16 protein-coding genes are annotated in these 12,569 nt (G+C 71.1%); all 16 read right to left on the reverse strand.

The features are described from left to right. Window positions 1-65: 65 nt before the first annotated feature. The 16 genes from F1721_RS24850 to F1721_RS24915 all read right to left on the reverse strand — a co-directional run bounded on the left by F1721_RS24850 (window position 66) and on the right by F1721_RS24915 (window position 12,520). Window positions 66-1,124, reverse strand: a complete 1,059-nt coding sequence (locus F1721_RS24850) for an AAA family ATPase (protein WP_150069190.1) — start codon at window positions 1,122-1,124, stop codon at window positions 66-68. Further along, window positions 1,121-2,068 carry a bifunctional DNA primase/polymerase gene (locus tag F1721_RS24855; protein WP_150069191.1) on the reverse strand — a complete coding sequence of 316 codons (948 nt, stop codon included), beginning with the start codon at window positions 2,066-2,068 and terminating at the stop codon, window positions 1,121-1,123. Before F1721_RS24855 ends, F1721_RS24850 begins: the two co-directional genes overlap by 4 nt. A 77-nt stretch (window positions 2,069-2,145) precedes the next feature. Further along, on the reverse strand, window positions 2,146-2,487 hold the full coding sequence (gene ssb, locus F1721_RS24860; protein WP_150069192.1) for a single-stranded DNA-binding protein: 342 nt from the start codon (window positions 2,485-2,487) through the stop codon (window positions 2,146-2,148). Window positions 2,488-2,522: 35 nt separating this feature from the next. Continuing rightward, window positions 2,523-3,986, reverse strand: a complete 1,464-nt coding sequence (locus F1721_RS24865; RefSeq protein WP_150069193.1) for a DNA cytosine methyltransferase — start codon at window positions 3,984-3,986, stop codon at window positions 2,523-2,525. Between the two features lie 29 nt (window positions 3,987-4,015). Further along, entirely contained in the window at window positions 4,016-4,801 is a 786-nt protein-coding gene (locus F1721_RS24870) for a hypothetical protein (RefSeq protein WP_150069194.1), read from the reverse strand. Window positions 4,802-4,828: 27 nt separating this feature from the next. Beyond that, window positions 4,829-5,047 (reverse strand): hypothetical protein, encoded by a 219-nt coding sequence (locus F1721_RS24875; protein WP_150069195.1) that lies wholly within the window; start codon window positions 5,045-5,047, stop codon window positions 4,829-4,831. Further along, window positions 5,044-5,466 (reverse strand): hypothetical protein, encoded by a 423-nt coding sequence (locus F1721_RS24880; protein WP_150069196.1) that lies wholly within the window; start codon window positions 5,464-5,466, stop codon window positions 5,044-5,046. The genes F1721_RS24875 and F1721_RS24880 overlap by 4 nt, the downstream gene beginning before the upstream one ends. 245 nt (window positions 5,467-5,711) lie before the next feature. Then, window positions 5,712-7,943, reverse strand: a complete 2,232-nt coding sequence (locus tag F1721_RS24885; RefSeq protein WP_150069197.1) for a zonular occludens toxin domain-containing protein — start codon at window positions 7,941-7,943, stop codon at window positions 5,712-5,714. Between the two features lie 112 nt (window positions 7,944-8,055). Next, window positions 8,056-9,174, reverse strand: a complete 1,119-nt coding sequence (locus F1721_RS24890) for a DUF2637 domain-containing protein (protein WP_150069198.1) — start codon at window positions 9,172-9,174, stop codon at window positions 8,056-8,058. Next, the gene (locus tag F1721_RS24895; protein WP_150069199.1) at window positions 9,171-9,395 is read right to left on the reverse strand and encodes a hypothetical protein; all 225 of its coding nucleotides are present in this window, start codon (window positions 9,393-9,395) and stop codon (window positions 9,171-9,173) included. Before F1721_RS24895 ends, F1721_RS24890 begins: the two co-directional genes overlap by 4 nt. After that, window positions 9,392-9,799 carry a hypothetical protein gene (locus F1721_RS24900; protein ID WP_150069200.1) on the reverse strand — a complete coding sequence of 136 codons (408 nt, stop codon included), beginning with the start codon at window positions 9,797-9,799 and terminating at the stop codon, window positions 9,392-9,394. The genes F1721_RS24895 and F1721_RS24900 overlap by 4 nt, the downstream gene beginning before the upstream one ends. Beyond that, a complete protein-coding gene (locus tag F1721_RS24905; RefSeq protein ID WP_150069201.1) occupies window positions 9,796-10,137 on the reverse strand; it encodes a hypothetical protein in 342 nt (113 codons plus the stop codon). Before F1721_RS24905 ends, F1721_RS24900 begins: the two co-directional genes overlap by 4 nt. Before the next feature lie 112 nt (window positions 10,138-10,249). Then, window positions 10,250-10,414 carry a hypothetical protein gene (locus F1721_RS34535; RefSeq protein ID WP_170301594.1) on the reverse strand — a complete coding sequence of 55 codons (165 nt, stop codon included), beginning with the start codon at window positions 10,412-10,414 and terminating at the stop codon, window positions 10,250-10,252. A 16-nt stretch (window positions 10,415-10,430) separates the two neighbouring features. Beyond that, window positions 10,431-10,592, reverse strand: coding sequence for a hypothetical protein (locus F1721_RS34540; protein WP_170301595.1), 162 nt, complete (start codon window positions 10,590-10,592; stop codon window positions 10,431-10,433). Between the two features lie 130 nt (window positions 10,593-10,722). Continuing rightward, the gene (locus F1721_RS24910; protein ID WP_150069202.1) at window positions 10,723-11,607 is read right to left on the reverse strand and encodes a hypothetical protein; all 885 of its coding nucleotides are present in this window, start codon (window positions 11,605-11,607) and stop codon (window positions 10,723-10,725) included. A gap of 28 nt (window positions 11,608-11,635) precedes the next feature. Continuing rightward, window positions 11,636-12,520: a hypothetical protein gene (locus F1721_RS24915; RefSeq protein WP_150069203.1), complete on the reverse strand. Its 885-nt coding sequence runs from the start codon at window positions 12,518-12,520 to the stop codon at window positions 11,636-11,638. Between the last annotated feature and the right edge of the window lie 49 nt (window positions 12,521-12,569).

The following is a 12,569-nucleotide window of genomic DNA, read 5'->3' on the forward strand; positions in this document are numbered from 1 at the left end:
CTCCTTCAACGCCGGGGACACAGCCAGCAGCGGGTGTCCCCGATTTGAATCAGTGTTTTCCCTGTTCAGGCGAGGTCTGGGGACAGCGGGGACAGCGGGGACACGTCCTGCCCGGTCGCGTCCCTGGGTTCCTCAGCGGTGGCCGGGAGGCGGTATCGGCCACCGGCGCTGTGCAGGTGGCCTTCCTTCGCGAGGCGCTGGCAGGTCTTCTTGACGTTCTCGTGCGGCAGCCCGGTCGCCTCGGCGATGGCTTTCGGTCCCTGGCCGGGGTTTTCACGCACGTGCCGCAGGATCACGGCGCTGGTGTCGTGCATGGTGTGGTCGCTGGCGGGGCCGTCGAGGAGCTGCCAGGCTCCGGATCCGGCATGGAAGGCCAGGGCGTATTCGGCTTCATCGACGTCGCGGCCGGTGACGTTGAGGACGCCATCGGCCTGGTTGCGTCCGCGTTTGAGCACGAGCACGGCATCGGCGGCACCGGCGATGCCGTTGGTGCCGGAGACCTCGGCGAGGAAGTCCTCGCTGCCCATCTTGCGGACGTGGTGGACCAGGACCATCGCGATGCCGTAGTCGTCGGCGATGCGCTTCGCGCGGGAGACCGCGGCGTAGTCGGCGTCGTAGGCCGACATCCCCTGGGGTGCGGTGCCGCGGATCTTGGCGAAGACGTCGAGCACGACCATCCGCGCTCCGGGATGGGCGTCCAGCCACCCGGCGATGGCCTGGTCGCCCCCAGCCGGGAGGGTCGGGCAGGTGGTGGCCAGGGTCAGGTCGGGCGGCGCGGGCTGGTTGCCCAGCAGCTTGCCCATGCGGGTCTTCAACCGGCGCGGGGTGTCCTCCAAGGCGAGGTAGAGCACCGGGCCGGGCTCGACGTCGATCATGTCGAACGCCCGCCCGCCCCCGGCGACGGCGAGGGCGAGCCCGAGCGACATCCAGGACTTGCCGACCTTCGGCGGCCCGGCGAGCACGTTGACGCCTTCGGCGATCACGCCGGGCACCGCCCACGTGGGGTCGGGAAACTCGGCGGCCATGAGCGCGTCAGCCGTCCAGGCGTGGGCTGCGAGCGCTTCGGAGGGGTGGCGCTGGAGCGGGTGGACGTTGTCCGGCTCCGCGGGCTGCGGGGTGCTCACGCGGCGACCTTTCGGGGGCGGGCCGCCCCGGCGCGGAATCCGGAGGCGATGGTCTTGTGGGCTTGGGTCCAGCTGTAGGCACCGTCGGCGATGTGCTGGCGGGCGGCGGCCAGCAGGGTGTTGGTGACGTCCTGCTCGTCGAGCGCGCCCCCGGCCACGAGCTGCCCGAGCGCGGTGGCGGCGCAGTACAGGGAGAAGTTGCGCTGCCCGCTGGCGGCGGTCTCGACGCGCTGAACCTCGGCGGCGATGGCGGCGTCGAGGTAGCGGGCCCGGCGACCCTGCCCGGTGGCGACCGGGGTGGGCCGCCGGGGCGGCAGCTCGGCGGGGCGCAGCCGCTCGACCAGCCAGCCGGGCAGCGGCGCGGGCGGGGTGTCGTCGGTGATCTCGTAGCGGTGACCGCCGCGGATCGAGCCGGGGGCAATGACGTAGCCGCCGTGCGCGCGGGTGTCGATGCCCCACCCGAGCCCGCGGCCGGTCTCGCCCTGGGTGTTGCGCAGCTGCACGCCGGGCGGGGCAGTGAAGTACAGGTGCGTGCCACCGGAGTGCGTGGTGACGGTGAAAGTCGCCAGCGGCGGTTCCTGCCCGGCCTCGGCGCACAGCAGCAGGAACACCGCCATGCCGTTGGTCGCGCCCAGCTCCCGCCACCGGGCCGGGACGGGCTTGTCCGGCTTGGCGACGTCGAGATCGACCACGACCAGCCCAGCCGGGCCGGTGGCCAGCCCGATGTTGTAGTCGGCGTGGCCCCAGCACATCCGAATCCGGGCCGGGTCGGTGGTGGCGCGCTGCTCCCACCCCAGGTGCCCACCTGCGCACACCCCGCTACGCGGGCAGCGGTCCGCGGAATGCAGGGCGGGGAACCTCCCACCCGGCGCGACCGGGAACACCGGCCACCCGCGCCCGGCCACGTCGAGCGCGGCCTTCAGCAACGTCGTCGCAGTCGGCACGACAACCTCCCAACACCAGCAAGGACAAAAAGGGGGCGGGGCTCGGCCCGGAGAGCGCCGGGCCGAGCCGGATCGGGTCAGAACGGGGGCTCCTCGACGAACCCACCGCCCCCGCCAGCCGGGGCGGCTGTGGGCGCAGCCGAACCCCACGGGTCCGGCTGCCCAGCCGGGGCCGCCGACGCACCGGAGGTTCGGGTGGCCTTGGTGATGGTCTCGGCGACGTTCTCGGCGGCCTGACGCCAAATCGAGCAGCGCAGGAACGTGGCCCCGGCGTCGACCCACTCGCCCTTCTCGCGGTCGAAGCGGCGGTCGTTGGCCGCGACGGTGAAGTTCGCGACCGCCGCGCCGGAGTTGGTGTACCGGATCTCGGGGTCAGCGACCACGGTTCCGGCGATGGTGATTTCGGGCAGTCCAGCCATGACGTGTCCTTCCTGGAGTGGCTACGTGGTTGGGGTCAGGCGGCGTGCTGGCCGCTGGTGTGGCCGAGCGCGCGGGTGATGGCGGTCAGGAGGAACTCGGCGGCGGGCGGGGTGACGGCGTTGCCGAGCTGGCGGACCTTCTCGCGGCGGGTGCCCAGGACCTGGTAGTCGGGGCGGAAGGCCATGGCGGCCTGGATCTCGGCGTCGGTGAGCATCCGGAACTCGGCGTCCTCGACTCTCGGGGTCTCCCTTGAGCGGTTGGCGGGCTGGTGGGGTTCGACCAGGCCGTGGTGGTGTCCGGCGGCGGTGACCGTTGCCAGGGGCTGGGGGACCGAGCGAGCGGTGCTGCTGCCGCCGCGGATTTCGGCGATGAGCGCCAGGCCGTGCCGGTCGTGGGTGGTCACCGTCGGCAGTGGCTCGCTGGACGGTCGGGCGGTGCCGGTGCGGTAGTACGGGACGACCAGCGCGGTCTCGTTGCGGGTGCTCTGGGTCTGCGGCGGCTGCCAGGACGGCGCGGCGGCCTGGCCGTCCCGGCCCTCGACGGGCACCAGCAGCCCTTCGGTCTCCCGGGTGGTGCGGGCCCGCATCGGCCGGTCGATCGGGCTGGTGGACACGTTCCACCCGCCCCCGGCCGGAACGAGCTGCGGCACGGTCGCGAACTTGCGCAGCCCGGCCTCGATCCGCCGCACGGTGGCGGGCTTGAGCGGGGTCTTGCGGTCCCCGATGCGCTGGCCCTTCAGGCTCCAGTCGATCGCCGCGGCAGCAGGCAGGGCGTAGGGCTCGACGACCTGGTGGCGGCACTCCTGCCGGGGGCACCGGTAGACGTACTGCGCCCGGTACCGTCCCCACGGCTTGTCGGGGCGCTTCCAGGACTGCACGGCCTGCACGTCGCATTCGCAGTCCGGGCACCAGGCCAGCGGCCGGGGCTGCACGTCCGGCGTCGGGTCGCCCTCCTTGGTGAACACGATGTATAGCCGGTCGCGGGATTGCGGCGCGCGGGGCGCGACGATCGCGGGGGCGTGCATGGAGTTGAGGAACACCAGCTGGTGCCGGTAGCCGAGGCAGGACATGGCGTGCAGCCACGCTGGCCACATGCTCCACTTCGCCGCGTCGACGACGTTCTCCACGACGATCGCGCGGTAGTGGTGGTGCTCGGCGAAGCGCGGGACGTCCCACATGGTGGCCCGGCTGCGCTCGGCGGCCTCCGGTGGCAGCGTCTCGCCGAACAGGTCCGGCTGCTCGAACCGCTTCCGGCCCTGGACGATCGAGTGGTTGGTGCACTCCGGGCTGGCCCACAGCAGATCCGTGCTCGGGTAGCGCCGAACGTTGACCTGGGAAACGTCGGCGCAGTCGTGGTCGGCCTCCGGGAAGTTCGCCGCGTGGGACTCCACGGCCAGCTGCCAGTGGTTCGCTGCGATCCGCAGCCCGACACCGGGCACCGCAGTGGCACCCAGCGCGGAGCCCCCAGCGCCGCAGAACAGATCGGTGATGGTCAACATCAGTCCTCCAGAAACTCGGCTGGTGCTCGTCAGCGGGTGGCGCGGAACTGGGGGTTGCAGGACCAGCAGAGCCAGCGGCGGTCGTCGAGCTGCCGCCACTGCTCGTCCTGGGCGAGGTCGATCAGCCAGCTGCGGTCGGGGGTGCTCAGCAGGTAGTCGTCGCCGGTGAGGGCCGTGCCGCAGCCGGTGCGGGCGCAGTGCAGCTGCCACTCCAGCTCGGTCAGGCGCCCGACCGTGATGTCCCCGGTGCTGGTCTCGTCCAGCCCCAGTTCGTCACCGAGCAGCAGCGCGAGCTCGTCGGCCGCGTCCGAGGTCTCGGTGGTGTAGGAGTCCTCGACCTGGCCCTGGCCGTCGAGGACGGTGACCGCCCACGAGGGCGGGACCTGCCGCCAGCTGGTCTCCTCCAGCCGCAGCGGGCAGCCCTGCTCCGCCGCGGCCTGGGCTCGGCGCGCGACCTGGTGGCGGGCCAGCCGCACGTCCTCGGTCGCCAGCTCCGGCTGGCTGCGGGTCCAGTCGATCCCGGTCTGGCCCAGCAGCACCGCAACCTCGCGAAGGCGGGCCAACCCGATACCGGGCAGGCTCAGCACCACTAGCCCGGACCCGGCGTGCAGCAGGTTCCACGTCCCGGTGAACCCCCACTGCCCGAGCTCGTCGTCGAACCGGGCCGCCGGGCCGATGACCAGCCCGGCCACCGGGGTGGTCTCGACGACGGTGGTGATCCGCTGCCGGGGCCGCCACGGCCCGATCTCGATGGTGAGCATCACCGGCTCAGCGCCCTCGACGAACGGGGGCGGTGCGGTGGTCAGCGCGTGCATGGTGGTTCTCCTTCTCCGGTGCGGACTTCAGCGGCGGTGCTGGCGGATCGAGTCGAGGAAGCGGCGTCCGGCTCGCAGTCGGAGGCCGGTGCCGTCGCAGGGCGGGCAGTACCGGACGCCCATGAAGGCGCGGAGCTTGCCCTGCCCGCGGCAGGTCCGGCAGTTCTTGTAGGGCCAGATCAGGCAGGTGCCGAGGTAGCCGCCGACGGCGGCGACGGTGAGCACGGTCAGGTGCAGCAGGGTCACCGGCGGTCCCTCCGGGCGATCACGTCCCGCAGCTGGCTGGCAGTGAGCACGGCCGGGGTGTCGTCCTTGGCGGCGGGCAGGTAGAGGTCGCAGCCGAGGAGGGCGTTCTGCGCCGCGTGGCCGAGGTGGTCCCACAGGGCGATGCCGTGGCCGCCAAGGGTCTGGGTGCGGATCACGGCCTCGACGTAGGTGCTGCGGCGGGCGACGGTGACGGTCGTGTTCAGGTGCTCGGCCCAGGCCGCCAGCCCGGCCAGCTCGTCACCGTCGCCCCACAGCTGGAGATCGACGTCCAGCGGGGCCAGTCCCACGGGGTTGGTCAGCCGGACCCGGAAAACGGGCGGCAGCTCGGCCAGCGGCTGGTCGGCGAGCCAGGCCGCCAGGTCGCTGGCGATCTCGGCGAGGCCGGGTGTCGTGGTCATCTCATCTCCAATCCGGCTACTGTCTGTAGCCATCGGTGGGTGTGTCGGGTCGGGCATCGCCCTGGCGGTTGGGCGCGCTGCGGGTTAGATCTGGGGTTAGATCGCGGGAGGGCAGTTAGATCTGTAACTCGGCGGGTTAACCCTTCTGACCTGCGATAGTTAGCCGAGTTACGGGAGTTAGGGCCCGCGCGAACCGGTCCTCAGGGGGCCGATTTGGGGTTGTTCGCGCGGGTGCGCGGGTCTAACTAGTCCTCATTGGGCTCGTCGTCGTGGACGGCACTCTGCGCAGTCACCACGCGGTCGCGTTTGACCGGCCAGGTGTTGCCGGTGGAGGGGACGATGACGCCCCGATCGGCGAGTGCCTCGACCAGATCGGCGCGCTTCCAGCCGCGGTAGCGGGCCCAGCGGGCCCCGAGAGCGGAGGCGACCTCCGCGCCGCGGGACTCCTCGGCGGTGCCCATGACCTCCAGCACGTCGGCCAGCAGGTCGGGCTTGTCCTCCGGTTCGTCGCGTTCAACCCGGCCGCCCCGGATCTCCAGCGCCCGGTCGACCACGGTCTTCAGTGCCTGGTTGTCGAGGTAGTAGGTGCGCAGCGGGGTGCCGTCCTCGGTGGTGAAACCGCGGGTGATGGCGGTGCCGACGTCGTTGAGCTCGCCGGTTTCGGGGTTGGCGGGTTTGAGCCCGAGCGCGGAAATGCCGTTCTCGTGGGCCTTGTCGCCGAGCACGACGTTGTTGCGGGTCTTGTCGCCGATGGCGAAGCACGCCAGGTTGCTGGTCACCGCCACCAGGTCGCGCGGCAGCGACTGGTCGGAGGGCACCGGGGTGATGAACACGCAGGTGATGCCGTACTTCCGGGCGGCGGAGAAGAACCGCACCATCTGGTTGACCACCGCGCGCCGGTCCTCGGGCTTGTCCTGCCGGAAGTAGGACTGGCACTCATCGATCACCACGATCCGCGGCCGCAGCCCCGGCTCCTTGGCCGCCACCTCGCGGTTGACCTTCCGCACCCCGTGCTTCTGCAGCAGCTTGCCGCGGTTGGTCAGATCGGCGTGCAGGTCGGCGATGTGGTCCTGGCAGGCCTCGACGTTCTCCTCGGTGTCGCCCATGACGAACCGGTTGAGCACCGGCCGCAGCGGGTCGTAGTCGGCGTTCTCGGCGAAGACGAACACGTCGATGTCCACCAGCGGGTCCAGCGCGGCCCCGGCCAGCAGGTCGATGACCAGCGTGGACTTGCCCGACCCCATGATCCCGGAGGCCACCCAGTTGCGTTCGAAGGTGTGGCCGGTGATCTCGGTGCCGCGCGGGCTGATCCCGACCGGGAAACCCTTGAAGTAGTCGGCCTCCCCACCGTGCAGCAGCGGGTACTCCGGGGCCGGTTTGCGCAGCTCACCCCGGTCGAGACGGAACAGGTCCAGCACCTGCGGGTCGTCGTCGTTCTTGCTCAGCCACAGCTCGGCGGGCAGGCACCCGAGGTTGTGCGCCAGCGACACCTTCGCCTTCTGCACCTTCTCCACCGGCGCGTTCATCGGCAGGCGCAGGCTCGCGCCCATGCCGTTGCCGTCCTTGTGCGGGAACTGAACCCACGCGTTGTCGCTGTCCCGATTCGGCCAGCCCTCCTTCGCTGCCGCGCTCAGCGCCGGGACACCGATGTTCGCCAGCGCCGCGACCAGCGCGTTCTCGTCGAACGGGACCTCCGAGGCGTGCGCGCCGCGGCGCAGGTTCGCCGGGAGCACCTGCTCGCCGAGACGCCGCCCGTCGCGCCAGCGGCGGGACAGCCAGACCGCGGTCACGGTCAGCATCGCCGCAGGTCCCAGCGTTGCCCAGTTCAGCACCGACCACTGCACCGCCCGGAACAGGCCGGTGATGACCATGCCGAACAGCCACAGCACGTCCAGGGCGTTCCACTGCCCCAGCCAGCCGCCGAACCCGTTGATCAGCCCGACCACCAGCGCGATACCGGTGATCACGCAGATCGCCACCGCAGCCTTCTTCACCATCTCCCAGCACAGGTCCAGGCGGGCCTTGGCGGTCTCGATGGCCGAGAGCCGATCGGCAGACATCCGCGCCGAGATCTCCTTGACCGTCGCGTAGTCCCCCGCGGCCGCTGCGGCGGACCGGGCGGCCTTCAGATCGGCCTGCGTCTTCTCCGCCTTACGCTGCTGACGTGCGGATTCGATGCCCTTGGCCACGATGATCGCGTGCCGCCGAGCACTCCGCGCCGCACTCTGCCCCACATCCCGGGCCTTCTCCCGCAGCTCGGCGGGAACCAGCGGGCCGCGCTCCCGCCGCACCGGCAGGGTGTCCGGCCGCACCTCCAGCTCCGCGCCCGCAGCGCGCTCCGGCTCGGGCTCGGTGCCGGTGGGCTGGGGGTCGACGTCGGTGGTGTCGATGCGTTCGGCGACGGCGCGCACCGCGGTGCCGTCGGTCGGGTGGTTGTCGGGCTGGTGGCCGCGAGGGAACTGAAGCAGGTCTCCCATCGTGGTCTCCTTCTCGGGCATCATGTGGATCACCTCTCGGCCAAGAGGGCAAACTGGTGTTGAGGGGTGTGCGGCCCCGCCCCGGCAGGCGGGGCCGCATCCCTTTCTCAGGTCAGGCGGCGACCGGCGAACCGCTGCCGTTGGTCCAGTCGTCGCGCAGCTGCCGGGCCGTGCGGGCCGCGCAGCGCAGGTTCTTGCGGATCGACTCCGCCGAGGTCGGGTCGACCTGCCCGGCCTCGACCGCCGCGCGCAGCTCGGCGCGAAGCTGGTCGAACGACCGCCGCGCGGGCTCGGGGATCGAACCCCGACGCGCCCTCGACTCCTGCAGGTCAACCGGCGAATCCGGGGCGGTCGACGTGGGCTCGGGTCGAGCCTCGACCGGGGTGGACTCGACCGCGTCGGCCAGCAGGGCGCGCAGCTCGGCGTCGAGCCCGTCCAGCTCGCTGGCGGGGCCGTCGGCACCCTCGCCCGGCAGCGTGTACGGGGCGAGCTGGAGGCGTCCGGTCCAGCCGCGGTGCAGGGTCACCACCCCGGGGGTGTGCAGCAGCCGCACGGTGCCGTCGGCGGCGAGCTGCCCGACCGCCCGGCGCACCGCCGCGCGCTGCATCCGGGTCACCCGCCGGGCCGCGATCCGCTCGGTGCGGGCCGCCCGCCGCTCCGCACGGCTGCGCCGCGAGCGGGTGGGGGCGGCGGTGATCAGCTGGTGGGCGACCACCCCGCCGACCGACACCAGCGCCATCACCACGCCGTCGGCGAGCCCGCCCTCGCGCATGGTCGCGCCGTGGATGAAGTTCAGCACCGCCGCGACCGCGGCGAAGGTCCACACCCCGGCCTGCAGCCAGCCGGTCGGATTGCCGTTCTTGCGGGCGGCGTGGGCGGCGAACGCGAACGCCCACATCGCCGCCTCGCTGAACAGCGGCAGGCCCCAGCCGACCGGGCCGTAGATTTTTGCGCCGTAGGCGGCCATTGCCGACCACGCCATGATCGCGGGCACGACCACGATCACGCTCAGCGCCAGCTCTACCACGTGCCCGGCCAGCCACCCCGACACTGCCCGCAGCGCCGAGCTGACCCGCGCGGCCCTCGCATCGGCCCGTTCCTCCTTGGCGCGGGTCTGGGCGGCCAGCAGCGTGGCCTTCGCCTGCGCCCGCTGGATCTCCGCTGCCGCGCGCGCCGCCTCGGCCTGCGCCGCCGCGGCGATCCGCTCGGCCTTGTGGTCGTAGAACGTCATCGCCGCTGCCTCCGATCCGTTGCCACCGTGGCCATCCGGGCCGGGACCGGCGGGATTCGGTCGATCCAGGCCATGAGCCGGTCCGAACCCCGGTCTAGGGCGTGCACCGCGATCGCCAGCACCACCGCGGGCATCCGCAGCACCACGGCCACCACGAACATCGCCCCGACCAGCACCGCGCGCGGCGCGGTGTAGTCCCGCACGTAGTCCGTCGAGTTCATGCCGGGCCTCCCGCTTCCAGCCGCGCCAGCCGGTCCACCAGCCGGGCCGGGCTGGCGGTGCTGATCTGCTCGTCGAGCAGGGCCACCGCACGACGCTCGGTGGCGTCGCGGAACGGGGTGACCAGGATGAACATCAGGCCGTTGGCGTCGGTGCCGCGCACGGTCAGCCGCGTGACCGGGTCGGTGGAGCTGTACTTGCCGATCACGGCAGCGACCGGCGCGATCTGCTCGGTGACCCACCGGTGCAGCACCCGGGCCTTGATCGGCGAGTCCGCCAGCCACACCTCGACGACCACCACGCCGTCCTTGTCGTAGGTCCGGACCTTCTTCACCGGCCCCAACCGCGCCTCGTTCATCGCCTCCGCCAGCTCGGCGTCGGTGGGCACCTCGATGTCGGTGGTCATGCCGCCTCCCCAGAACCCGGCGCGATCCCGTGCTTGACCTCGTGGGCGTCGCAGTAGCGCCTGCAGTAGCGGAACTGGTCGCTGCACACCTCGTCGGCCCCATCGGGCAGGCAGGGCAGCCAGGTCGACCAGTTGTGCCCGGACTCGGTGCACAGCCGCTGGGACTCGCACTGCGCGCAGCGCAGCCGCCCGTCCTGGCTGACCACCCACGTCACCTCGTCGCGGCTGAAGGCCATGGTGATGACCTCCAGCGCGTCAGCGGCGGTGCGGAAGTACGCGGCACCCGTGTCGAGGTCGTCGCCGTAGAACCGGCCGCACTGGTCGCACCGTGCCGTCACACACGCGTGATGCTCTAGCATCGGAACTCCTCCAACAGTTCTCAGAGCTGATTGGTGCGGGCCCGGCCCAGCAGGTCTTCTTGGCGGAATGGGCTGCTGGGCCGGGGCGGGGTCACTTGCGCTGCTTGCGGATCTGGATGCAGGTGGGGCAGTTGATCGAGACCGCGAAGAACTTGTCCTTCCAGCCCTTACCGCCCTTGAACACCAACCCGCACAGCGTGGTGATGTCGCCGTTCCACCAGCTCGATCGGGCGTCGTGAACGAGGTCTCTGCTCATGACGTCTCCCTCCGGCTCAGCGCCGCCACCACGGGACGTTCTGGGCGGCCCGGGCGACGCGGTCGTTGGCGGCCAGGTACTCGTCGGTCTCCGTGCGGTCGCGGCGGCTGACCTTCTCCAGCTCGGCCTGCGCGGTCTTGTACTCGTCGGCAGCCTGCTTCTTGCTGTTCCAACCCATCTCGGTGTCCTTCCTCCTCAGGCGGCTTGCGCCGCGTCGTTGGTGGTGCAGTTCCAGCAGATTCGCGGGCGGGGCAGGCAGTACCCGGCGTCGCGGTCGCTGTTGCTCATCGTGGGTTCCTCCACTGTGGTCAGAATTTGTTGGTGTACTGCTCCAGCCAGTCCATCGCGGTGTCGATCTGGCCCTGGAACCCGTCGAGCTGGTCGCGGAGCTGGCTGTAGGTGGCCAGGGCCTGCTTCGGGCCCTCCTGGCTGCTGGTGTCCACGCCGATGGCGGCCAGCTGCGAGACAATCTCCTCGAACTGCTGCCGGGCCTCCCGCAACGCGGTGCGGGCGAAGTTCGCCATCTTGCCGCTGATGGCCACGGCCTGCCGGATCTCGCCGATCCCCATCAAGCTCGTTCGTCCTGAACTCGGTGTGGCGTTGGTGGCCGAGGCCGCGCGGGCCGGTGACGGGGCGGTCTGCTGCCTGGCGGGGCGCGCTTGGGGCAGCAAGTGGTGAGCCAGCCCGCGTTCTTCGAGCACGAGGCGGGCGAAGTGCTGGTGGATCGGGTTCATGCTCGGGTTTTCGGTCCACCACTGGTTGCCGCGGAAGGTGCCGGTGTCGCCGGGCTGACGAACGAGTTCGATCGCCTGACCTGGTGTGACCGGGGCGTGCACCTTCAGGAAGTCCGCGCCGACAATGCGCTGCTTCCAGTAGTCGCGGAAGGCGTCGACCGAGGGGTACTCCCGCCAGACGTCGATGACCCGCCCGGCCGGGGTGATCGTGCCGGTGTGGGCGTGCACATCGCGGTCGCCACCAAAAGGTCGGGCCGTCATGGTCACCAGGAACCACCCGCCGGTCATGGACGAGATCGCGCTGGCCAGGTAGTGGCAGGAGTGGTAGCCGTACAGGCTCTGCGCATCAGCGTTGATCTGACCGGGCTTCAGGTGAATCGACAAGCGGCCATCAGCGGTCGGAGTGGTCATGGTGACCGTGGTCGGGGCAGTGATGTCCTGGTCCAGCCGAATGCTCATCGCCAAGTCCTCCACAGTGACCGGCCGGTCAGAACTGGTAGGCGTACTGCTCCAGCGAGGCCATCGCATTGCCAACCTGCTCCTGGAACCCGTCGAGCTGGTCGCGGAGCTGGCTGTAGGTGGCCAGGGCCTGCTTCGGGCCCTCCTGGCTGCTGGTCTCCACGCCGATGGCGGCCAGCTGCGAGACAATCTCCTCGAACTGCTGCCGGGCCTCCCGCAACGCGCCGCGGGCGAAGTCGGCCTTCTGGTTGCTGGCGGCCACGGCCTGGCGGATCTCCTCGATACCCATCGGGGTCGTTCCTCCTGAAATCGGTGTGGTGTTGGTGCTCGGAGTTGTGGGTGGCTTCGGGGACTGATCGGTCGAGGGCTCGGGTGTCCTGCGAGGCCGGTCGGCGTTGCGGATCGCGGCCCGCATGACCGCCGGGGACAGGTCCGGGAAGCGGGTCAGTTCCTCAGCGACGGCGTCGACATAGGGCGCGTAGTCCGACCAGTTCTGCTCCACGCGCTGCACACCGAGGTCGATCGTGGCGCGGCCAGCGCCCTGCCCGAGCACCGCGCCGATGTCCCCGCGCGAGTGGGACGCAGCCGCGAACAGGTTGGCCTCGTCGTCCACGCCGTTCTCGGCCAACCACTTCCGGTCGGAGACCCACCCCGCCATCGAGATCTCGGCGTAGGCCTCGATGTTGTCGCCGGGGTAATCCCACTCCACGTGCCCGGCTTCCCCGGCGTTTTCGACGCTGGTGTCACCGACGTAGATCCGCATGACGTCCATGCCCAGCAGGTGCGCAACGGTGGCGTGAGCGGCTTCGTGACGGATCACCATCGCCCGGTACTGGGCGGGGCTGATCGAGTCGCTGTGCGGCAACGAGGCGACCGGGATGATCCCTTCGGGATAGCGCGCGACAACACCCATGACCGTTTCCGTGCACGCCTGGCAGCCGTTATCCGGCGGGAACTTCTGG

Origin of the sequence: Saccharopolyspora hirsuta (assembly GCF_008630535.1) — a bacterium.
In the GTDB taxonomy this organism is placed as follows: Bacteria; Actinomycetota; Actinomycetes; order Mycobacteriales; family Pseudonocardiaceae; genus Saccharopolyspora; species Saccharopolyspora hirsuta.